This window comes from Streptomyces sp. MK7, assembly GCF_032658145.1.
Lineage (GTDB): Bacteria > Actinomycetota > Actinomycetes > Streptomycetales > Streptomycetaceae > Streptomyces > Streptomyces spiralis.
In genome coordinates, this window is record NZ_JAVACL010000012.1 from 127665 (window position 1) to 148472 (window position 20808).

General features: G+C 74.1%; 17 protein-coding genes and 3 pseudogenes. 9 read left to right on the top strand and 11 right to left on the bottom strand.

What is annotated here, in order from left to right; all coding sequences use genetic code 11:
- Positions 1–351: 351 nt before the first annotated feature.
- Positions 352–1521: a lactate 2-monooxygenase gene (locus tag R2S09_RS16415; RefSeq protein WP_316741733.1), complete on the top strand. Its 1170-nt coding sequence runs from the start codon at positions 352–354 to the stop codon at positions 1519–1521.
- A 387-nt stretch (positions 1522–1908) separates the two neighbouring features.
- Here R2S09_RS16415 and R2S09_RS16420 read toward each other — a convergent pair whose 3' ends face one another.
- Together R2S09_RS16420 and R2S09_RS16425 are read right to left on the bottom strand one after the other, a co-directional pair.
- Complete coding sequence (locus R2S09_RS16420; RefSeq protein WP_030172513.1) at positions 1909–2286, bottom strand: hypothetical protein; 378 nt, start codon at positions 2284–2286, stop codon at positions 1909–1911.
- A gap of 3 nt (positions 2287–2289) precedes the next feature.
- Positions 2290–2535: a hypothetical protein gene (locus R2S09_RS16425; protein ID WP_030172510.1), complete on the bottom strand. Its 246-nt coding sequence runs from the start codon at positions 2533–2535 to the stop codon at positions 2290–2292.
- 244 nt (positions 2536–2779) lie between these two features.
- On the opposite strand from R2S09_RS16425, the gene sigJ reads away from it, so the two are divergent.
- The gene (sigJ, locus tag R2S09_RS16430) at positions 2780–3778 is read left to right on the top strand and encodes an RNA polymerase sigma factor SigJ (RefSeq protein ID WP_316741735.1); all 999 of its coding nucleotides are present in this window, start codon (positions 2780–2782) and stop codon (positions 3776–3778) included.
- Here sigJ and R2S09_RS16435 read toward each other — a convergent pair.
- Positions 3759–4148 (bottom strand): annotated as a pseudogene (locus R2S09_RS16435) (discoidin domain-containing protein); the annotation flags it as partial. The gene sigJ and the pseudogene R2S09_RS16435 overlap by 20 nt on opposite strands.
- A gap of 31 nt (positions 4149–4179) precedes the next feature.
- Here R2S09_RS16435 and tnpA point away from each other — a divergent pair.
- Positions 4180–4504: pseudogene (gene tnpA, locus R2S09_RS16440) on the top strand (IS200/IS605 family transposase); the annotation flags it as partial.
- Between the two features lie 179 nt (positions 4505–4683).
- Positions 4684–7068: a SpoIIE family protein phosphatase gene (locus R2S09_RS16445; RefSeq protein ID WP_316741736.1), complete on the top strand. Its 2385-nt coding sequence runs from the start codon at positions 4684–4686 to the stop codon at positions 7066–7068.
- Positions 7069–7180: 112 nt separating this feature from the next.
- On the opposite strand, the gene R2S09_RS16450 is transcribed toward R2S09_RS16445, so the two are convergent.
- On the bottom strand, positions 7181–7732 hold the full coding sequence (locus tag R2S09_RS16450) for an RNA polymerase sigma factor (RefSeq protein ID WP_316741738.1): 552 nt from the start codon (positions 7730–7732) through the stop codon (positions 7181–7183).
- 45 nt (positions 7733–7777) lie between these two features.
- On the opposite strand from R2S09_RS16450, the gene R2S09_RS16455 reads away from it, so the two are divergent.
- From R2S09_RS16455 to R2S09_RS16470, 4 genes are all read left to right on the top strand, one after another.
- Positions 7778–9145, top strand: a complete 1368-nt coding sequence (locus R2S09_RS16455; RefSeq protein ID WP_316741739.1) for a serine/threonine-protein kinase — start codon at positions 7778–7780, stop codon at positions 9143–9145.
- A 278-nt stretch (positions 9146–9423) separates the two neighbouring features.
- Positions 9424–10143 carry a DUF4232 domain-containing protein gene (locus R2S09_RS16460; protein WP_306191096.1) on the top strand — a complete coding sequence of 240 codons (720 nt, stop codon included), beginning with the start codon at positions 9424–9426 and terminating at the stop codon, positions 10141–10143.
- 91 nt (positions 10144–10234) lie between these two features.
- On the top strand, positions 10235–11485 hold the full coding sequence (locus tag R2S09_RS16465; protein WP_316741781.1) for an SLC13 family permease: 1251 nt from the start codon (positions 10235–10237) through the stop codon (positions 11483–11485).
- Positions 11486–11543: 58 nt separating this feature from the next.
- Positions 11544–12071: a universal stress protein gene (locus tag R2S09_RS16470; RefSeq protein WP_316741741.1), complete on the top strand. Its 528-nt coding sequence runs from the start codon at positions 11544–11546 to the stop codon at positions 12069–12071.
- 30 nt (positions 12072–12101) lie between these two features.
- On the opposite strand, the gene R2S09_RS16475 is transcribed toward R2S09_RS16470, so the two are convergent.
- The 5 genes and pseudogenes from R2S09_RS16475 to R2S09_RS16495 form a co-directional block, all read right to left on the bottom strand.
- Entirely contained in the window at positions 12102–14213 is a 2112-nt protein-coding gene (locus R2S09_RS16475) for an RICIN domain-containing protein (RefSeq protein WP_316741742.1), read from the bottom strand.
- A 183-nt stretch (positions 14214–14396) separates the two neighbouring features.
- Positions 14397–15365, bottom strand: coding sequence for an aldo/keto reductase (locus R2S09_RS16480; protein WP_189901163.1), 969 nt, complete (start codon positions 15363–15365; stop codon positions 14397–14399).
- 55 nt (positions 15366–15420) lie between these two features.
- Positions 15421–16023 carry a flavoprotein gene (locus R2S09_RS16485; RefSeq protein ID WP_316741743.1) on the bottom strand — a complete coding sequence of 201 codons (603 nt, stop codon included), beginning with the start codon at positions 16021–16023 and terminating at the stop codon, positions 15421–15423.
- Positions 16024–16033: 10 nt separating this feature from the next.
- A pseudogene (locus R2S09_RS16490) lies at positions 16034–17323 on the bottom strand (RNA-guided endonuclease InsQ/TnpB family protein).
- Positions 17324–17567: 244 nt separating this feature from the next.
- Positions 17568–18242 carry an NAD(P)H-dependent oxidoreductase gene (locus R2S09_RS16495; protein ID WP_316741744.1) on the bottom strand — a complete coding sequence of 225 codons (675 nt, stop codon included), beginning with the start codon at positions 18240–18242 and terminating at the stop codon, positions 17568–17570.
- Between the two features lie 77 nt (positions 18243–18319).
- On the opposite strand from R2S09_RS16495, the gene R2S09_RS16500 reads away from it, so the two are divergent.
- Positions 18320–19243: a sigma-70 family RNA polymerase sigma factor gene (locus R2S09_RS16500; RefSeq protein ID WP_306191145.1), complete on the top strand. Its 924-nt coding sequence runs from the start codon at positions 18320–18322 to the stop codon at positions 19241–19243.
- A gap of 30 nt (positions 19244–19273) precedes the next feature.
- On the opposite strand, the gene R2S09_RS16505 is transcribed toward R2S09_RS16500, so the two are convergent.
- Together R2S09_RS16505 and R2S09_RS16510 are read right to left on the bottom strand one after the other, a co-directional pair.
- The gene (locus R2S09_RS16505; protein ID WP_316741745.1) at positions 19274–19474 is read right to left on the bottom strand and encodes a ferredoxin; all 201 of its coding nucleotides are present in this window, start codon (positions 19472–19474) and stop codon (positions 19274–19276) included.
- A gap of 13 nt (positions 19475–19487) precedes the next feature.
- Positions 19488–20696, bottom strand: coding sequence for a cytochrome P450 (locus R2S09_RS16510; protein ID WP_316741747.1), 1209 nt, complete (start codon positions 20694–20696; stop codon positions 19488–19490).
- Positions 20697–20808 lie beyond the last annotated feature (112 nt).

Genomic DNA, 20808 nt, shown 5'->3' on the forward strand with positions numbered 1-20808 from the left:
CGGCGAGCGGGAGTCTGCCGAGTCCGCCGCCGAACTCCCAATCGGACCCACGCGTTTCAGTAACCTTGCGTATTGAATCAGTGGCGTGAAGTCACGGAATTCGAACGTTCCAACCCCCGAACCACGGGCCCGTCGATCACGGAATCCGGCCGGTTGGCTGGATTACCTGCGTTGGTTAATCGTCCTGAAACATTCCGCTCCCGCTCCGGGCCGACCGCTCCACGACCCCTTGTGTTCATGTTCGAGCGTGTCCCGCTCCGGGCCTCCCCGCGCGCCGGCCCGTGCCTACCGGCCAGTATGGTCGGCGTACAGCGCAGGACCGGACCGGTGGCGAGACGCGGGAGGGCACGGATGGCGAAGCACTGGGCGGACTTCCAGTACGAGATCTATCTGAACGGGATGACGGGCGCGGTGCCCCGGCTGCCCACCGATCTGACCCGGCTGGAGGAGCTCACGGAGCAGCGGCTCGGCCCGGGCCCGGTGGGCTATGTCGCGGGCAGCGCGGGCAACGGCAGTACGGCCCGCGCCAACCGGGCGGCCCTGGACCGGCGCCGGATCGTCCCGCGGATGCTGCGGGACGTGCACGAGCGCGATCTGTCGGTCGAGGTGCTGGGCCGCACGCTGCCCGCGCCGCTGGCCCTGGCGCCGGTCGGGGTGCTGTCGATCATGCATCCGGACGCCGAGCCGGCGGCCGCGCGGGCCGCCGCGGCGCAGGGTGTGCCGTTCATCCTGTCGTCGGCCTCCAGCACCCCCATGGAGCAGGTCGCGGAGGCGATGGGGGACGCCGAGCGCTGGTTCCAGCTGTACTGGGCCAAGGACCGCGAGGTGACGCGGAGTTTCCTGAACCGGGCGAAGGCGTCCGGGTTCAGCGTCCTGGTGGTCACCCTGGACACCCCGCTGCTGGCCTGGCGGCCCCGCGACCTGGACCACGCGTATCTGCCCTTCCTGCACGGGGTGGGCACCGCCAACTACTTCTCCGACCCGGCCTTCCTCGCGGGCCTGGCCAAGCCGGTGCACGAGGACCCGAACGCGGCGGTGCTGCACTTCGTCGGCATGTTCGCCGACCCCGGCAAGACCTGGCCGGACCTGGCGTTCCTGCGGGAGAACTGGGACGGCCCGATCGTCCTGAAGGGCGTCCTGCATCCGGACGACGCCCGCCGCGCGGCCGAGGCCGGGATGGACGGCGTGGTGGTGTCCAACCACGGCGGCCGCCAGGTGGCCGGTTCCGTCGCCGCCGCCGACGCGCTGCCGGGGGTGGTGGACGCGGTCGGCGACCGGCTGACCGTGCTGTTCGACAGCGGTGTGCGCACCGGCGACGACGTCTTCAAGGCGCTCGCACTGGGCGCCCGGGCGGTGCTGCTGGGCCGGCCGTACGCCTACGGTCTCGGCCTGGACGGTCAGGCGGGCGTGGAGCATGTGATCCGCTGCCTGCTCGCGGAGTTCGACCTCACCCTGGCCCTGTCCGGGCACGCAGGCCCGGCCACCGTCGGCGCCGCCGATCTGGTGGAGGACACCGTCTGACCCGGCGCGGCACCCCCGTGGACCCTCGCCCGGGCGGGCGGCCCCGGGACGTCCGGTGGTGCCGGTGCCGTTCGTGCGCCCCGCGTGAAGGACGAGCCACCGCGTGAAGGACGCGCGAATGCGTGAAGGACGCGAGCCTGTGTGAAGTACACGGACCCGTGTGAAGGACACGCACGCACCGGCGGGCCGCGCACGCTCCCGGCGCGGCCGTCCGGGCGGTGCACTGGAGTCGGCCCCTCGGAACAGGCCCCGTCGCCCGGGGCCCCGCGCAGGACGGCGGCTCTCCTGCGTGCGACGGCCGCCGGCCCCGTTTCTCCCGCCCTCGGTCGGCGGCCAGGGGGCGACCCTGCGGCGAGGGGGGGGGCCGCGCCACAGGCGGACGCGCCGTCAGATCTCCCAGGAGCGCAGCCGGTCGGCGGCGCCGTAGACGTCGGTCTTGCCGTTCATCAGGTCGCGGGCGAGGTCGACGAGCGCCCCGTAGGGCGGGTCGATGCCGACGCCGCTGACGAACATGTAGGCCACGGCCGTCGCGCAGGCGAAGCGGGCGTTGGCGGAGGGCAGGGGCTTGAGCACGGCGAGGGTGTGCAGCAGCGCGGCGGCGCGCCAGGCGGGGTCGGAGTCCACGCCGAGGCGCGGCGGGTCCACGCGATGGCGGGCCACGGCGGCCACCAGGGCCGAGAAGTCGTTGACCGTGGGCTGGTCCGGCAGCACTTCCTCATGGCGCTGGAGCAGCCAGGGCACGTCGATATGGATGACGGGGCTCATCGGTCAGGCGGCCCGTCCCTCTCCCTTGGTGGGCGGCTCGTCGTCGGGGAAGGCGGCGGCGAACTCGTCGGCGTGGGCGGCGAAGAACCGGCGGAAGGCCTCGGCGCCCTCCTGCAGGGCCCGGTGCCTGGCTATGTCGGCGGCGGCGGCCTCGCGCACGAGCGCCTTCATCGACGTACCGCGTTCCTTGGCGATCTGCCGCAGGTCCTCTAGCTCGCGGTCGCTGAACTCCACATTGAGCGCTGGCATGACCCACACGGTACCGCTCGGGTACTTGCACGTAAATAGCCGCAGGTCACAGGGGTGGGCAGACGGTACCGAGCAGGGTGCGCAGGGGTGCGGCACGGGTAGCGGAGCCGGGCGGGGCCGGCCTGGTCGTCCGCGCCCCGGACACCCATCCATGCGTGATCTGCATCACATTCATCCGTGCCGTGTCACACCCCGGCCCCTCACCCTCCTCACAGTGGTGAGCACGCCACCGGGAGGCCCACGCATGTCCGAAAGCACCCCCGCACCCGCCGGGGACACCCCCGAGGACACCTCCGTCGAGGACCCGCTGCGGCGGGCGACCGACCTCTTCCTCGCCCATCGGGAACTGCTGTTCGGCGTCGTCTACACCATGCTCGGCAGCGTCGCCGACACCGAGGACGTCCTCCAGGAGACCTGGCTGTCGTGGACCGCCCGGGGCGCCGGCGCCCCGTTGGAGCGGGTCGCCAACCCGCGCGCGTACCTGGTGCGGATCGCGGTGAACCACGCGCTGGCGCGTCGTGCCGCGATCAGCCGCCGCCGTGAGACGTACGTCGGCCCGTGGCTGCCCGAGCCGCTGGTCGCGGACGAGGCCGCGGACGCCGGCGATCCGGCACTGCGGGCCGAGTCGGTGTCCCTGGCGATGCTCGTGGTCCTGGAGTCCCTGACCCCGCTGGAGCGCGCGGTGTTCGTGCTGGGCGAGGTGTTCGGGTACGCGCACCGGGAGATCGCCGAGATCATCGGCCGCACGCCGGCCGCGGTACGCCAGCTCGCGCACCGGGGGCGCGCCCATGTGCACGCCCGGCGCCCGCGGTACGCGGCGCATCCGCGGGTACGGCGCGAGGCGACCGAGCGGTTCGTGCGGGCCGCGCTCGGCGGGGACATCGCCGCCCTGATGGAGATCCTCGCCCCGGACGTGACGGTGTGGACGGACGGCGGCGGCCTGCGCCGGCAGGCCGGCCTCCGCCCGGTGCACGGGCGCGACAAGGCCGTCCGTCTCCTCACCTCCTACGCCGCCCAGCGCGCCCCGCGGGAGCTGGAGATCCGCCACCGCCGCGTCAACGGCGACGACGCGGCGGTGCTGTTCCAGGGCGACGCCCCCTTCGCGGTGATGGTCATGGACCTCACGCCGGAGGGCGATCAGGTGTCCGGGGTCTACATCGTCACCAACCCCGACAAGCTCCACCACGTGCGGCCCGAGGCCACGGAGGACGCCCCGGACACCGCTACACCTCCAGCTTGCTGATGCGGACAGCTCCTTGGGCCTGACCGGGGCGGCTGCTGGTCAGGGTGAGCCGGATCCGGGAGCCGCGCACCGCGTCGAAGGTGATCACGGTGGGGGCGTCCGAGGTGTCGGCCCAGGCGGTGCGCGCACCGCGCACCGGTGTCCAGGCGCCGTCGCGGAAGACCGCCACCTCGACCGCGGCCGGGAGGCTGTGCGTGGCGTCCACGGTGAAGGAGACGGCCACGCGGTCGACGGTGCGGGTCCGGCCCCAGTCCAGGGACACCCAGTCCTTCGGGCGGGCCCCCGAGACGGCGGGCAGGAGCGCGGTGGCCGCCTTGCTGAAGGCGTTGGTCCAGCCGGTGGCCGGGTCGCCGTCGAGCATGGCGGCGGGCGGCGGGCGGCGGGCAGCGTGTGGTGTGTGTGTCTGCGAGGACTTCGAGGCGGAGCTGAAGGAGTTCAACGGCGAACGCGATCACGTCCACCTCTTGGTGCACTACCCGCCCAAGGCAGCCGTCTCCAAGCTGGTCAACAGCCTCAAGGGCATCTCCGCCCGCCGGATACGGCAGGAGTTTCACCGGCCGGATCGACCGCGCCATCATGCACGGGCACCTGTGGTCGCCCTCATACTTCTCCGCATCGTGCGGCGGAGCACCGCTGACCATCGTCCGCCAGTACATCGAGCAGCAAAAACGTCCGCTCCAACGTGCACGTCAGAGCAGTCTCGAGAGGCATTCATCCCCGGCGTGAACGCCGGGGCTTTCCGCAAGTATCCCCGTAACTCGCGTCCGCGCGCTCCTCGGCCACTCGGCTGGCGGCTCCCGCCCGGTGCGGCCGGGGTCGCCCGACCGCGCGGAGCCGGTACGCACTACGCTGGAACGCGAGTGACACACCTGATCACCGTGAGTGTGCGCGATGGAGTGGCGACGATGAGTCCGGCGTATCCGTTCGACGAGGCCGCCACGGCACGGGCGGTCGTCGACGCGCACGGCGTCCTGGTCGAGTGGAGCGAGGGCGCGCGCCGACTGCTCGGCTGGGCGCCGGAAGAGGTCGTGTCGAAGCCCGTCGCGATCCTGCTCGCGGGCGGCGCGCGGCGCGCCCTCCCCGAGGACGACCGCGCCAGCGGCACACTCATCCTGCGCCACCGCGACGGGCACACCGTCTCCGTCTGGGTACTGGCGCACCGCCGGAGCCCGGAAGAGGACGGCGGCTGGCTCCTGGTCACGCCCCTGGAGGGCGGCCCCGTCCCGGCCGAGGACGCCCATCCCCTGGACCGGGTGCTGCTCACCCAGTCCCCCTGCGCGGTCGCGATCTACGACGAGCGGCTGCGGCTGCACTCGATGAACGACGCCATGGCCGAGGCGCTCGGCGTCCCCAAGGAGCCGCCGCGGGGCCTGCGCGCGTCCGAGATCGGCGGGCGGCCGCAGAGCGCGGACATCGAGGCGCGAATGCTCCGGGTGCTCAGAACCGGCCGGGGACACGACATGCAGTCGTACATCCCGATGGGCGGCGACGGCAACGGGCACGCCTGGCTGGCCCGGATCTCCCCGATCACCGACGCCGAGGGGCGGGTGCGCGGGGTGTGCGTCGCCGCCCACGACTTCACCGAGCAGTACCGGGCGCGCGAGCGGCTGCAACTGGTCAACGAGGCCAGCGTGCGCATCGGCACCACGCTCGACGTCACCCTGACGGCTCAGGAGCTCGCCGACGTCTGCGTGCCGGCCCTCGCCGACTTCGTCAGCGTCGACCTGGTGGACCCGCCCGAGGACGGCGGCGAACTGCCCATCGGGCCGCTCACCGTACCCGCCGCCCTGCGCCGCGTCGCCCACCGCTCCGTACGGCCGGGCGACCCCGACCCCGTGATCCCGGCCGGGCAGTGCGAGGTCTACCCGGCGGCCTCGCCCCAGGGCGCGTCCCTGCTGTCGGGGCAGCCGATCGTCGTCGCCAAGACCTCGGGCGACCTCGGGAAATGGCTCGCCTGGCATCCGGAGCTCGTCCGGCGGGTGGAGCGGCTCGGCATCCACGCCGTCATGTCGGTGCCGATCCGCGCCCGGGGCGTGACCCTCGGGGTGGCCGTCTTCACCCGGTTCGACCAGCCCGCCGCCTTCACACCGGACGACGTGCTGCTGGCCGAGGAGGTCACGGCCCGGGCCGCCGTCTGCATCGACAACGCCCGCCGCTACTCGCGCGAGCGGGAGACCGCCCTCGCCCTGCAGCGCAGCCTGCTGCCGCGTACCCTGCCGCGCACGGCCGCCGTGCAGGCGGCCTCCCGCTACCTCCCGGCGGCGCGTGCCGGAGTGGGCGGCGACTGGTTCGACGTGATCCCGCTGTCCGGGATGCGGGTCGCGCTGGTCGTCGGGGACGTCCTCGGGCACGGGGTGCGGGCCTCGGCCACCATGGGCCGGCTGCGCACCGCCGTGCGCACCCTCGCCGACATCGACCTCGCCCCGGACGAGCTGCTCACCCACCTCGACGACGTCGTCGCCCGGATGTCGAACGAGGCGGACGCCGAGGGCGAGGGCCGGCCCGCCGAGGTCGGCGCGAGGTGCCTGTACGCGGTGTACGACCCCGTCTCGCGGCGCTGCGTCCTCGCCCGCGCCGGACACCCCTCCCCCGTGCTGCTCCCGCCCGACGGCCCGCCGCACCGCATCGAGCTGCCGCCGGGTCCCCCGCTGGGCGTGGGAGGACTGCCGTTCGAGTCGGCGGAGCTCGACCTGCGCGAGGGCAGTGTGCTCGCCTTCCACACCGACGGGCTGATCGAGAACCGCGCGCGCGACGCCGACGCCGGTCACCGGCTGCTGTGCGAGGCGCTGGCCCAGCGGGCGGGCTCGCTGGACGCGGCCTGCGACCGTGTGCTGCACACGGTGGTGCCGACGGGCGGCTTCGCCGACGACGTGGCCCTGCTGCTCGCCCGCACCCGGGGCCTGCCCGCCGCCCAGGTGGCCACCTGGGACATTCCCTCCGATCCCTCGCTGGTGGCCCCGATCCGCAAGCAGGTCCTCGACCAACTCGACGACTGGCGTCTGAGCCTGGCGGCGTTCACCACCGAGCTGGTGGTGAGCGAGCTGGTCACCAACGCCATCCGGTACGGCACCCCGCCCATCCGGCTGCGTCTGATCCACGACGACGCCCATCTGATCTGCGAGGTGTCCGACACCAGCAGCACCGCCCCGCACCTGCGCCGCGCCAGGACCTGGGACGAGGGCGGCCGCGGACTGCTGCTGGTCGCCCAGCTGACCCAGCGGTGGGGCAGCAGGCACACCGCCGAGGGCAAGACCATCTGGGCGGAGCTGAGCCTGCTGGAGGAGGAGTGAGGGCTGACTGGGGCGCGAGGGGGCTCACCGAGGCTTACCGGGGCTTACCGGAGCTTGTTGAGGAGTGAGGGGCTCACCGAGGCTTGTCGAGGCGTGAGGGTCTCACCCGCGCTCACGGCGCACCGGTCAGCCAGGGCCTGACCTGGCGGCGCGCCTCGTGCAGCCGCGACTTGAACGTGCCCAGCGGCACACCGGCCCGCTCGGCGGCCTCCGCGTACTCCAGCTGGCAGATGTCCCGGTACACCAGAGGCGCCACCAGGTGCGGATGCTCCCGCTCCAGCCGCTCCAGCGCCTCCAGGAGGTCGACGCGGGAGCCCGCGATGACGCTGGTGGTACGCGGGTCGGCGAAGTGCGCCGGCTCGATCGGGGCGGGCTGCTCCGCGGCGCGCCGCTTCAGCTCCCGGTACTTCTGGCGGCAGCAGTTGGCGACGACCGTGTAGAGCCAGGTGGAGAAGCGGCTGCGGCCCCGGAACGTGGAGATCCGCCGCGCGACCTGGAGCAGGACGTCCTGTGCGGCCTCCTCCGCGTCCTCCCGGCAGGGCAGGAAGCGTCCGCAGCGCCGCAGCACCTCGGGACGGATCTCCTGCAGCAGTTCCTCCAGCGCCGTGGCATCGCCGGCGGCGGCACGCCGGGCGAGGTCGTCGGTCACCGCCGGGTCCGGCACGGCAGGCCCCCTTGGAGTCGATCTCAGGGCAGGCATGATAGTCGCATGCACTCCGTCGAGCGGATCGGCCGCTACCGGGTCGAACGACGCCTGGGCACCGGGGCCTTCGCCACGGTGTGGCTGGCCCACGACGACGAGCTCCAGGCTCCGGTGGCCGTCAAGGTCCTCGCCGAGAACTGGTCGCACCGCCTCGACGTGCGGGAGCGGTTCCTGTCCGAGGCGCGGCTGCTGCGCAAGGCGGGCTCGCCGCTGGTGGCGCAGGTCCACGACATCGGTGAACTGCCCGACGGCAGACCGTACTTCGTCATGGAGTACGCCGACGGCGGCACCCTCGCCGACCTGCTCGCCGCGGATCTCCCGCTCGTGCCGGAGGCGCTGCGGCTGACCGCGCTCGCCGCCCGCGGCGCGCAGGCCCTGCACGACGCCGGCGTCGTGCACCGGGACGTCAAGCCCAGCAACATCCTGCTGCGCACCGCGCCGGACGGCACCCGGCGGGTGCTGCTCGCCGACCTCGGGCTCGCCAAAAGCCTGGCGGAGGCCTCGGGGCTGACGCTGGCCGCGGGCTCGGCCGGCTACCGGCCGCCGGAGCAGGCCGAACCGGGCTTCGGCATCGACGCGCGGGCCGACGTCTACAGCCTGGGCGCGGTCGGCTACCGACTGGTCACGGGCACGGTCCCGGCCGCGCCGGGCAGGGTCGTGCCGCTTCAGCGGCTGCGGCCGGATGTGGACCCCGGCGTGGCGCGGGCGCTGATGCGCGCGCTGGAGCCGGAGCGCGAGCGGCGCTGGCCCAGCGCCGAGGCGTTCGCCGAGGAGCTGGAGCGGCTGGCCGCCGCGGGGCCGTCCCGCGTCCGGCCCCGCCGACGCGGGAGGGTCGTCGCGGCAGCCGCAGCGGTGGCGGTGGTCGCCGCGGCGGGCGTGACCCTGGCACTGACGTTGCGGCCGTCCCCCGCGTCGAGCGTGCGGGTCGCGGACGCCACCGGCCGGGTCGCCCTGGAGGTGCCGGACGGCTGGGGGCGGCAGCTGCGGGACTCCGGCTGGGACCCGAGCGCCCTGGGGCTGCCCGCCGGGCACGAGCCGGGGCTCGCCGTCGCCGACGACCTGTCCCGGTGGCAGGACCTCGGAGCCGACGTGCGAGGCGTGTTCGTCGGCGTGAGCGAGGACGGCGACGTCACCGCCCGGGTGAACGCCGTGGACCACCCCGGCTGCCACTACGACGGCAGCCGCGCCTGGACGAGCCCGCGCTGGGACGGCCGGATCCGGACCTGGACCGGCTGCCCCGGCGGCGGCCGGCTCACCGAGACCGCCCTGGTCCCGGCCGGCTCCGCGCGGCAGCCCGAGGTGTACGTGCAGATCCGCCAGCACGGCGGCGACGACGCCACCGACCGCGTACTCGGCTCCCTGCGGGTCACCTGACTCCCGAACGGCGTGCGGGGCACCCCGCGCGTAAGGGAGCCCGGCAGCTCCCCGGCACCGCAGGAGAGCCAGGCGGGTACCTGACCCCCGTACGGGTGAACGGCACCCGGCCCGGAAACGGGAATGCATCAGGTGCCCGGCACAGGAGTCGGGTGAATGGGGGAAACGCGCGGCACTCCGCGAACTTTCCGCCGCGACCGTGCATCGGACACCATGTCGGCGCACCAGGCGCCGGACGCACGCCCGACCGCGTGCGACGAACTCCAGGAGCGTGGAACATGGCTTATACCTCCCTCTCCCGCCCCCGCACGGCGCTGCTCGCGAGCTCGGTGGCCGTGCTGGGCCTGCTGACCGCGTGCGGCAACGGCACCGGAACGGTCAGTCCCCCGCAGAAGGTGCCGGGCACCGCCGCGCCCGCGACCGGTGGCCCGACGACCGGCGCGCCCGCCACGAGCACCGCACCGGGCAGCGCGCCGAGCGGCACCACCACCGCCCCGGGCGGGACCGCGACGCACCCGGGCTCCTCCTCGGCCCCGGCCGGCGGCGACTCCGGTTCGGGCACCGGCACCACGGCCCGCGGCACCCGCTGCCACACCTCCGAGCTGAAGGCGACCGTGGGCCGCAACGACCCCGGCGCCGGCCAGGAGAACTTCCCGGTCGTCCTCACCAACACCTCAGGCCGCACCTGCACGGTGCACGGCTATCCGGGCGCCGCCTTCGTGGACGCCTCCGGCCGGCAGCTGGGCCCGGACCCGAAGCGCGAGTCGGGGACGCCCAGCACCGTGACGCTGCGGCCGGGCGCGAGCGCCTGGGCGGGACTGACCTTCTCCAACCCCGGTGTGAGCGGGGCGCGGACGGCGACGCCCGCCGCGCTGATCGTCACGCCGCCCGACGAGCGCGACCACCTGACGGTGACATGGACGGCCGGGCAGGTTCCCGTGGGCGGCAACGCCTCCTCGGTGTTCCTGACGGTCCTCAGCCCCGGCACCGGCCCCTGACGCGCACCGGTCCTCGCACGTCCGCCCGGATCCCCCGCGGCCGTTTGCTTTGATGTGCGGGCACCGTTGATCGCGTCCGGAGGAACGAGCCCTGAACACCCCGCTCGCAGAGGCACTGTCCGTCGCCCTGCTCGTCGCCGTCCTCGCCTGGGCCGTCATCCGCCCCTTCGGCCTGCCCGAGGCGGTGATGGCCGTCCCCGCCGCCGCCCTGGCCGTCGCCACCGGCGCGATCTCGCTGGACCACGCCCGCGCCGAGGCGGAGCGGCTGGGACCGGTGGTCGGGTTCCTGGCCGCGGTCCTGGTCCTCGCCCACTTCTGCGACCTCGAAGGGCTGTTCGAGGCGTGCGGGGCGTGGACGGCCCGCTGGGCCGGGGGCCGTCCGGTCCGGCTGCTGACGGCGGTGTTCGCCCTGGCGTCCGCGATCACGGCGGTGCTCAGCCTGGACGCCACCATCGTGCTGCTGACCCCGGTGGTGTTCGCCACCGCCGCACGTACGGGCGTGCGCCCCAAACCGCATGTGTACGCCTGCACGCACCTGTCCAACACGGCCTCGCTGCTGCTGCCCGTCTCCAATCTGACCAACCTGCTGGCGTTCGCGGCGAGCGGACTGAGCTTCACCCGGTTCGCCGCGCTGATGGCGCTGCCCTGGCTGGTGGCGATCGGCGCCGAGTACATGGTCTTCCGTCGCTTCTTCGCCCGCGACCTGGCCGTCGCGGCGCCCGCTCCGGCCTCCGGCGAACCGCCCGAGCCGCCGCTGTTCGCGCTGGTCACGGTCGCCTGCACGCTGGCCGGGTTCGTCGTGACGTCCACGTTCGGCGTCGATCCGGTGTGGGCCGCGCTGGCGGGTGCGCTGGTGCTCGCCGGGCGCGCGCTGGCACGCGGCAAGGCCGGCGTGCCGACCGTGGTGCGGGCCGCGGCACCGGCCTTCCTGGCGTTCGTCCTGGCCCTGGGCGTCGTCGTGCGCGCGGTGGTGGACAACGGGCTCGCCGACGCGCTCGGGCACGTCCTGCCGGCCGGCACGGGGCTGCCCGCGCTCCTCGGGGTCGCGGCGCTGGCCGCCGTACTGGCCAACCTGATCAACAACCTCCCGGCCGTGCTGGTCCTGCTGCCGCTGGCCGCACCGGCCGGGCCGGGTGCGGTGCTCGCCGTGCTGCTCGGGGTGAACATCGGGCCGAACCTGACCTACGCCGGGTCGCTGGCGACCCTGTTGTGGCGGCGGATCGTGCACCAGCACGAACACGGCGTGGACCTCAGGGAATTCACCCGGCTCGGTCTGCTGGCCGTGCCGTCGGCACTCGTACCCGCGGTGGTGGCACTGTGGGGGGCGCTGCGGATTCTGTGAGTTCCCGTCAAAGGGTCCGACACGCCCGGAGGGCGGGAAGGCTGAGGGAGGCCGTCGTATGCGAGTGATCGCCTGGCTGGTCGAGGGCACCTGGCCCGCCTGTGTGGACGCGGTGCGCACCCATGCGCCCGACGCGTCCGACGTGGTGCTGCTGCATGTCAGCGGGCCGGAGGTGCCCGGCGTGGCGCACGGGGCGTTCGCAGGGCTGCTCGGCCGGGGCCGTCCCGAGCGGGATCCGGGCGACCGGCTGGCGGATCTGGAGGCCACGTCGGGGGCCGAGCTGCTTCAGGCCGCCGCGGCCCGGCTCGGGCGGCCGTGCACCCGGCTGGAGCGGGCCGGGCGGGCGGAGCGCGAGGTGGTGGCGGCGGCCGAGGACGCCGATCTGCTGGTGCTGGCGCGCGACGGGGACCGCGAGCGGCTCGGCCCGCACAGCCTGGGGCCCGCCGTACGGTTCGCCGTCGACCACGCACCCTGCCCGGTGCTGCTGGTGTGGCCGGAGGCGGCGCCGGACCTCACGACCCTGCCGCCTCCACCGCCTTCGGCGCCCCCACCGCCACCCCCGCCGGGACCGCCCCGGCATCGCTGAGTGCGTCGGGCGACCCGGCCGTGACGGCGTTCAGCGGCCGGCCGTCCGGTGCGCCGATGCGCCACCGTCCGGGATCCAGTCGGCCACGTCCATCTGGAGCTCCGGTGCGGCGGGGTCGATCGCCCAGCGCTGGGTGTCGCTCCGGGCGCGGGTCTTGAGGACGAGGGCGCCCGCGCCGTCGGTCGCGGCGGGGGTCAGGGCCAGATCCTGGTCGAAACGCGGGACGAGGGTGCCCTGGAGGGTGAAGTCGTAGCGGACGTTCCTGGCGCCCGGGGCGGAGGCGCCCGGGCACGTGGCCAGCTGGACGGACCAGCCGAGGTGGGAGTCCAGGCAGAGGCCGGGCGCGGCGCCACTGCGCAGCAGGCCGTCGCTCTCGTACGCCCACTGCTGACCGGGCGCCGAGGAGCAGGTCGTCAGCTCGGTCTCCGCGCCCTTGACGGCCTTGCCGCCGACGATGCCGACGCACAGCCCCGAGGCGACGTTGTGCAGCCGTCCGCGCAGGGTGGACTTCCCGGCCCCGCCCGCACCGGCCCAGGACGATCCCGGGCTCGATCCGGGGCTCGCGGTGCCCGAGGAAGGGCCGGGAGTGCCGGAGGGCTGCCGGCCGGAGCCCGGAGCGTCGTCGTCGCCGGAGCCGAGCACCGACCACAGGGCCAGGGGCAGTACGACAAGTCCGCTCACCGTCGCCACCGCGATGGCGAGATTGCGCCGGCGGACGGCACGCCGGGCGGCCCGGTGCGCCGACCGGCGCGCGCCGGCGCGCCGCCCGGGCGTCGCCGTGCCCGGCCGCACGGCCGCGCGTATGCCCGGCGCCGGCTGCCGGTCCGAGCGCCGGGCACCGGAGGCGCCCGGCGTGTCCTGCCCGGGAACGGCACGCGAGGCGGCCGCGGACTCCGCGCCGGAGGCGCCGGGCGGGACGAAGCTCTCCCTGGCGAGCCGGGCTCCGTGGCGGGCCCGGTCGAACGGCACGAACGCGTCCGGCCACCCCGAGGCGGGCCCGCCGGACGAATCCGCACCCACTCCCCCCGCAGCGGGCGGGACATCGGCATCCCCGGCAGTCCGGGCGCGACGACGCCCCCGGTCGAACAGCGCGGGCCTGGCCGCTCGTCGCGAGGCGGGGCCGCCGGACGGGACGGTGCCGAAGGCGTCACCTCCCAAGGAAGTCACGCCAGGCCCGCCGGACGAGCCGAACGCCTCGGCTCCGTCCGGTGCGACGGGCGGGGCGCCGGGCGGGGCGGTGGTGAAGTCCTCGCCGCCGACGAACGCCGTGGACGGTGGGGGCGTGAGTGACCCGTCCTCGGCGGGCGGTGCGGCTCCGGCCGCGCGGCTCTCCCGGTACTCCCGCGCGCCCCAGCCGAGCACGCCTTCGGCGAGCGCCGTGCCGAGGCCGTCGTCGAACCGCGCCAACTGGTCGGCGGTGTACCGGCAGTGCGTGCATCGGGCCAGGTGCTCGCGCAGGTCGGGGTCGATGTCGACACCGCCGCGCCGCCAGGTCACGTCCAGCAGCCGGAAGTAGCGCAGACAGTCCTGTGCCGGGGCAAGTTCGCGGTGGGCCTGGAGGCACTCCTCGCGCAGCCGCTCCCGGGCGCGCCGGAGTCCGACGCGCGCGTCCTCCTCGTCGATTCCGAGCAGCCGGGCCGGCACCGCGAGGGGCTCGGCCTCGACGTCGGCGTGCCACAGCAGCGCGCGGGCCGTCTGGGGCAGCCGCTGGAAGGCCTGGGGCAGCAGGCGGCGGTCGGCGGCCGGCAGCAGCCGGGCGGCGATCCGGTCGTCCGCGGCGGCGGCCCTGAGCTCGGGGTGCAGCATCTCCCGCCGGTGGTCGGCGGCCCACTCGGCGGCGATACGGCGCACGGTGATCAGCAGTTGGGGCCGCCAGGCGGCCGTCGGTCCGGCCTGACGCAGCGTCTGCCCGAACAGCCGGGTGAAGGAGGCGGTGGTCAGCATGCCCGCCGGGTGCGGGCCGTCGGTGCACAGCCGGGCGTAGGCGAAGGCCGCTTCCCAGTGCCGGTCGAGCAGTTGACCGACGGGCCGGAGCGCGGGGGTGGCGCCGGTCCACTTGCTCAGTTCCGTGCTCAGCTGCTGGTCCGTCGCGTCGAACGGGCCGGGCGGTTCGGGGGAATGGGACAGGCCTGGGTCTTTCACGGCTGGTCTTCCTCCGGGCCCATCGTCCGCGCGCCGACAGGGCCACACCTTTGCACAGGTCAGCGCGGAGCAACAAGGGATCACACGGTCTTCCGCAAACGCCCCTGGTTTCTGCTCAGTCGACCGCGCCGGCGCGCACGCGGTGGGCCGTGGCGCCGCACGGCCCACCGGGGAACTACGGCTTCAGTGACCGCTGACCTCGTGCGGAGTGTAGGGCCGCTCGAGTTCCTCGATCTCCTTGTCGCTCAGCTCCAGTTCGACGGCGGCCACCGCGTCCTGGAGGTGCTGCGGCTTGGACGCGCCGACGATCGGCGCCGTGACCGTGTCCTGGTGCAGCAGCCAGGCGAGGGCCACCTGCGCGCGCGGGACGCCCCGCTCCCCGGCGATGCGGGTCACGGCCTCCACGATGGCGCGGTCGCCCTCCGGGTAGAGGCGGCTGCCGAAGGCGTCGCTCTCGCTGCGGTGCGTGGTGGTGTCCCAGTCCCGGGTGAGACGGCCGCGCGCGAGCGGGCTCCAGGGCAGCACGCCGACGCCCTGGTCCGCGCACAGGGGCAGCATCTCTCGCTCCTCCTCGCGGTAGAGGAGGTTGTAGTGGTTCTGCATGGAGACGAAGCGGGTCCAGCCGTGCAGCCGGGCCGTGTACTGGGCCTTGGAGAACTGCCAGGCGTACATCGAACTCGCCCCGATGTAGCGGGCCTTGCCCGCCTTGACGACGTCGTGGAGCGCCTCCATCGTCTCCTCGACCGGCGTGTGCGGGTCCCAGCGGTGGATCTGGTACAGGTCGACGTAGTCGGTGCCCAGGCGGCGCAGGCTGTGGTCGATCTCGGTCATGATCGCCTTACGGGACAGGCCGCCGCCGTTGGGGCCCGGCCGCATCCGTCCGTGCACCTTGGTGGCGAGCACGATCTCGTCGCGGCGGGCGAAGTCGCGCAGCGCCCGGCCGACGATCTCCTCGCTGGTGCCGTCGGAGTAGACATTGGCGGTGTCGAAGAAGGTGATCCCGGCCTCCAGGGCCTGCCGGATCAGCGGTCGCGACGCCTCCTCGTCGAGGGTCCACTCGTGCGTGCCGCGGTCGGGCAGACCGAAGGTCATGCAGCCCAGACAGATCCGCGACACGTCCAGGCCCGTCGAACCGAGCTTCACGTACTGCATCGTTGCTGCTCCTGCCTTCCGGATGGTCCTCGACCAGAGCGTAGGCCGTGGCCGATCACGACGGCGGACCGTGCCGCATGCCGGACTCGGCCGGGCGGGGTCCCCGGGGACGCGGGAACGCCTCGAGCAGATCCAGCGCCCGTTCCCAGGCGAAGTCCGGCCGCCCGCCGCCCTCTTCGGCATCACCGGAGGCGGCCTCCCCGAAGCGCACGCCCATGGCCCGCAGCCGTACCAGGCTCTGCTGGTAGGCGGGGTGGGCGGCCAGCGTGCGGGCCACGCAGGGCAGGACGGCGACCGGGACGCCGAGGCCGTACGCCTCGCACAGGGTGGCGAGCGCCAGGGTGTCGGCGGTCCCGGCCGCCCACTTGTTGATCGTGTTGAAGGTGGCGGGCGCCACGGCCACGGCGTCCGGCGGCGGGAACGGCCGCGGGTCTCCGGGGCTGCGCCAGGCGGACCGGATGGGGCGGCCGGTCAGCCGCTCCACCTCGGCGGTGTCGAAGAAGCCGCCCAGGGCGACCGGCGTCGCGATGACACCGACCTCCCAGCCGCGCGCCCGCGCGGCGGTGATCAGCCGCCCGACGCCGGAGGCGATGCCCGCGGCGCAGACGACGACGTACAGGAAGGGTGTCTTCACGGGCTCCCCGGCGTGTTCCGTCACCCGGCCGACCCTAGTCAATCACCCGTCGTCGAAGTGGCGGGCTTGCACAACGGGCACCACTGGCTGTGGCACTGCGTTTGCGTCCAGCCCCGCCCCGCTGGCGCGGGGGTGGGGCAGGGGCCGTTGACTGGGCCCCGCGTCGCCACAACTCCCACGCGCGAGCGCGGATGTTGCGGGAGCTGTTCCGGTCCGCGTGATCAACGAATCCGCAGGACCGGCACGCGAACCAGGCCTGCGAGACCCGGTTCGCCCTGTCGATGTGCCCGCACTCGGCGCAGGTGCGGGAGGTGTAGGCCGGGTCGACGTACACCACCGGCACCCCCGCGCGGCGGGCCTTGTACGCGATGAACGCCCCCCAGCTGGGCGAAAGCCCAAGAGGAGTGGGTGGCCCGTTGGGGCTTTCGGAGCCGTACCCGTTCGCGGATGCCCGTCAGGTCTTCCAGGGCGATCCCGCGACCGGTGCTCCCCCACTGCCTTGACGGCGTGGGAGGTACCCCCAAGCCTCGGCCACCACATGCTTCGCGATCTTGTGGTTGATGTCCCGCGCCCGTCGCGCCTCCTTGCGCCGCCGCTTCTTCAGCCGACGCCTGACGGACGGGGTGTTCTTTTGCTGCAGCTTGGCGCGCAGCCCGCGTTCTCGCACACGGATACGGTTGAGCTCGCGCCCGGCCATGATCTTGCCGTCCGAGGTGGTGGCGATGTTGACGATGCCCAGGTCGATGCCGAGGAAGTCCACCGGATCCGTGTGCAGCGGGGCTTCGGGGACCTCGCACGTGGCCATGAGGAACCACATGCCGTCCCGGCACACCAGGTCGGACTCGCCCTTGCGATACAGGGACAGGGTGGCCAGCTGCTCCGGCGCGGCGGTGAACGCCACGTCCTTCACCCGGCCCGACACCGTCCAGATGGAGATCCGTCGCCCGGGAATCTGCCAGGACAGCATCCGGTCGTCGTACGGCTGTGCGCTGTCGGGCCGGAGGGCGACCGGCTTCCCGGCGGCCTTCCGGTGGCGCCGCGAGCCGGGCCTGCCCAGGTTCCCGGCCCGAAGGTTCGCCTTCAGCGCGGCGTACGCGTCGCACGTCTTCTTGATCACGTGCTGGGCTGCCTGCTCACCCAGGCCCCATCGGGCCTTCGCCTGGTCGTAGGTGAGTCTGCGCAGCGCGAAGTTGTTCTTCACATCCTTTTCGAAGGCGACTTCACTCACCCATGACGCGGCCTCGTTGCAGGCGTGCAGAGTTGCCCCAAGTGCCGCCGCCTGCACGGGCGTCGGCAGCAGCTTCACCTGCACCACCAGCTTCACAGCCGCGACGCTACCCGGCCCCTCCGGGCCCCCGCATTCGAACACGGCAAAGTCCCCGACCCGGCTGCCGGGCGCTCCGCGCCGGATGCTGCTGCGGTGCTCCGCACCACTCAGCCGGGGACGCGATCCCGCTAAGGGCGTGAACACCCGGGGTTCCCTCGCAGGAACAGGCTGAACCGCCTGCGGCCGCGCCGGCTCGGGCGGGCGGTGGCCGGGCCCTACCTCCGCGGACAGGCGCCGGGGCTCAGGCGGCGGCCAGGGTCCGGACCTGTTCCCGGGCCGCGGCGAGCGACTGCCGTGCCAGGTGCTCCAGGCCGGCGAGTTGTGGCAGGACGTCGACGCGGGTCAGTTCGGCGGCGATCAGGTGGAGGCGGCCGGGGGCCACGCCCAGGTTGCCGAACCAGGCCTTCAGGTACGGCGTCTGGAAGTCGAAGGACTCCCGCGGGGTGCCCGGTCCGTAGCCGCCGCCGCGGGCCATGACCGCGACCACCCGGGTGCCGCCCAGCAGGCTCTCGCCCGTGTCCGGGTCGGCGAACGCCCCGGGGAAGGTCACCCGGTCGATCCACGCCTTCAGGGACGCGGGCACGGAGAAGTTGTACATCGGGACGCCGAGCAGCACCGTGTGCGCGGAGCGCAGCTCGGTGATCAGGGGCAGGGTCAGGTCCCACTCCCGCTGCTCGGCGGGGCCCTCGATCAGCGCGGGCACCTTCGAGGGGGGCACGAAGCCCTGGTGCTCCACCCTGCGGCCCAGGGTGGTGCAGGCGGCGGTCAGGGGTGGCACGGGGGCGGCGGCCAGGTCACGGTGGCGGTACTCCGCCGTGCCGTGCCGCTCCCGCCACACGTGTACGAAGTCGGCGGTCAGCCGGCGGCTCACCGAGTCGGCGGTCGCGTCGGCACTGGAGTCGATGTGCAGCAGCATGGAAAGGTCACCTCGGTCGTGTCCGGTTCGTCAGTGGGGTGACGGAGCACGGCACGGAAGGGTGACCGATGGGCCTCATGGCGGGCGACGACGAACTGGCCCGGCGGTTCGAGGAGCGGCGCGCACACCTGCGGGCGGTGGCGTACCGGATGCTGGGCTCGCTCAGCGAGGCGGACGACGCCGTGCAGGAGGCCTGGCTGCGGCTGGACCGCACCGGCGCGGACGGCATCGGCAACCTGTCCGGCTGGCTGACCACGGTCGTCTCCCGGGTCTGTCTGGACATGCTGCGCTCCCGTGCGGCGCGCCGCGAGGAGCCGTACGGGCACGAGGCTCCGGAGGAGGCGGGCGCCGTCGAGGGGCGGGCGCCCGAGGAGGAGGCGCTGCTCGCCGAGTCGGTGGGCGTGGCCCTGCTGGTGGTGCTCGGCACGCTGAGCCCGCTGGAGCGGGTGGCGTTCGTGCTGCACGACCTGTTCGCGGTGCCCTTCGACCGGATCGCGGCGGTCGTGGACCGCTCGCAGCCGGCCGCGAAGAAACTCGCCAGCCGGGCCCGGCACAAGGTGCGGGGCGTCCCGGTGGCCTCCGGGGCGGAGCTGGAGCGGCACCGGGGGATCGTGGAGGCGTTCCTGGCCGCCGCGCGGGGCGGGGACCTGGGCGCGCTGCTGGACGTGCTCGCCCCGGACGTGGTGCGCCGGGCTGATCCGGCCGCCCTGCCGGCCGGGGTTCCGGTGGAGCTGCGCGGGGCGCGCGCGGTGGCCGAGGGCACGGTCGCGCTGCGCCACCGTGCCCGGTTCGCCGCCGTCGCCCTGGTCGACGGCCGGGTCGGCGCGGTGGTGGCGCCGCAGGGCCGGCTGCTGTTCGCCCTGGACATCGCCGTACGCGACGACCGGATCGCCTCCTACAAGGTGATCGCCGCGCCGGAACGGCTGCGCCTGCTGCCGCTGGCCGTGCTCGACGTGCCGGGCGCGGACGCCGCCGTCACCCCACCGGCGCCGTGCCGGTGACGTCACTCCGCCGACGCGGTGACCGTGGCGTCAGTCCGCCGGCTCGGTGACGGTGATCGCGCCGACGGGGCAGGCCCGGGCGGCCTCGCGGACCATCGGGTCGCCGCCGCCGTCCTCCTTGCCGGGCAGCAGGGTGCTGAAGCCCTCGTCGTCCTGGGTGAACACGTTCGGGGCGGCCAGCGCGCACTGGCCGGCGCCGATGCAGCAGTCCCTGTCGATGTCGATGCGCATGGCGGTACGCCTCTTACCAGCTCACGGGGAGTTCGAGCATCCCCTGGATCGTGTCGCCGGGCTTGAAGGGAATCTCCTCCGGCGGGGCGGCGAGCCGGAGGGTGGGCAGCCGTCGGACGAGGCTGCCCAGGGCGATCTCCAGCTCGATGCGGGCGAGGTTCTGGCCGAGGCACTGGTGGATGCCGAAGCCGAAGGCGATGTGGTGGCGGGCCGGCCGGTGGAAGTCGAGGGTGTCGGGGGCGGCGTAGACGTCCTGGTCGCGGTTGATGACGGAGGTGGAGAAGACCACGCCGTCGCCGGCCCGGATCGTCGTGCCGGCCACCTCGATGTCCTCGGTGGCCACGCGCAGCAGTCCGTCCGCGATGGACAGCAGCCGCATGAGTTCCTCCACCGCCGCCGGGAGCAGTGCGGGGTCGGCGCGCAGCTCGGCCAGCCGCTCGGGGTGCTGGAGGAGGGTGTAGGTGCCGAGGGAGATCATGTTGGCGGTGGTCTCGTGGCCCGCGACGAGCAGGATGACGGCCATCGCGAGCAGCTCCTCGCGGTCCGGCCGGCCCTCGCGCCGCTGCTGCTGGACCAGGTCGTCCAGTACGCCGTCGCCGGGGTCCTTCCGCTTGCGGTCGACCAGGTCGCCCAGGTACTCCTCCAGCCGGTTCCGCGCGTCCTGGGTCTCTCCGGCGGTCGGGCCGCGCAGCAGCCGCCGTGACTGCTCCTCGAAGAACTCATGGTCGGCGTAGGGGACGCCGAGCAGCGCGCAGATCACCATGGACGGCACCGGCAGCGCGAACGCGCCGACCAGTTCGGCGGGCGGCCCTTGGGCGATCATCGCGTCCAGCAGGCCGTCGACGGTGCGCTGGATCCGGGGCCGGAGCTCGGTGGCGCGTCTGAGGGTGAAGCTGGGGATCATCATGCGCCGCTGGGCGTGGTGTTCGGGGTCGTCGACGCCCAGGAGCGCGGTCCTGCGGTCCTTGACCGCCGCGAAACGGGGTGTGGTCATGGGGAAGCCGTCGCGGTTGCGGTCGGTGGACAGGCGCGGGTCGGTCAGCAGTTCCCGGGCGAGCGCATGTCCGGTGACGAGCCAGGCCGGACGGCCGTCGTAGAGGGTGACGCGGGCCAGTGGGCGGGTGGCGCGCACCGGGTCGTAGCCGGCGGGCGGGTGGCAGGGGCAGGTGCGGTCCTGCGGGAAGGCGACGGGCTGGGACGGTCGGGTGGTCGGGTCCGGCATGGGAGACCTCGCAGACGAAGGGTGCGTCGTGCCGATCTCCATGGGATGCCCCAGGCATCCATGGGGCGACGCGAAGTTCGGCCAGATCGGTGACCTGCGGGATCTGGCTGGG

What these genes read in the sequence shown, in the direction of transcription:
- R2S09_RS16415 (WP_316741733.1), top strand. Translation starts at nt 352, where the DNA reads ATGGCGAAGCACTGGGCGGACTTCCAGTACGAGATCTATCTGAACGGG.
- R2S09_RS16445 (WP_316741736.1), top strand. Translation starts at nt 4,684, where the DNA reads ATGAGTCCGGCGTATCCGTTCGACGAGGCCGCCACGGCACGGGCGGTC.
- sigJ (WP_316741735.1), top strand. Translation starts at nt 2,780, where the DNA reads ATGTCCGAAAGCACCCCCGCACCCGCCGGGGACACCCCCGAGGACACC.
- R2S09_RS16420 (WP_030172513.1), bottom strand. Translation starts at nt 2,286, where the DNA reads ATGAGCCCCGTCATCCATATCGACGTGCCCTGGCTGCTCCAGCGCCAT.
- R2S09_RS16470 (WP_316741741.1), top strand. Translation starts at nt 11,544, where the DNA reads ATGCGAGTGATCGCCTGGCTGGTCGAGGGCACCTGGCCCGCCTGTGTG.
- R2S09_RS16425 (WP_030172510.1), bottom strand. Translation starts at nt 2,535, where the DNA reads ATGCCAGCGCTCAATGTGGAGTTCAGCGACCGCGAGCTAGAGGACCTG.
- R2S09_RS16500 (WP_306191145.1), top strand. Translation starts at nt 18,320, where the DNA reads ATGGCGGGCGACGACGAACTGGCCCGGCGGTTCGAGGAGCGGCGCGCA.
- R2S09_RS16460 (WP_306191096.1), top strand. Translation starts at nt 9,424, where the DNA reads ATGGCTTATACCTCCCTCTCCCGCCCCCGCACGGCGCTGCTCGCGAGC.
- R2S09_RS16505 (WP_316741745.1), bottom strand. Translation starts at nt 19,474, where the DNA reads ATGCGCATCGACATCGACAGGGACTGCTGCATCGGCGCCGGCCAGTGC.
- R2S09_RS16455 (WP_316741739.1), top strand. Translation starts at nt 7,778, where the DNA reads ATGCACTCCGTCGAGCGGATCGGCCGCTACCGGGTCGAACGACGCCTG.
- R2S09_RS16495 (WP_316741744.1), bottom strand. Translation starts at nt 18,242, where the DNA reads ATGCTGCTGCACATCGACTCCAGTGCCGACGCGACCGCCGACTCGGTG.
- R2S09_RS16510 (WP_316741747.1), bottom strand. Translation starts at nt 20,696, where the DNA reads ATGCCGGACCCGACCACCCGACCGTCCCAGCCCGTCGCCTTCCCGCAG.
- R2S09_RS16480 (WP_189901163.1), bottom strand. Translation starts at nt 15,365, where the DNA reads ATGCAGTACGTGAAGCTCGGTTCGACGGGCCTGGACGTGTCGCGGATC.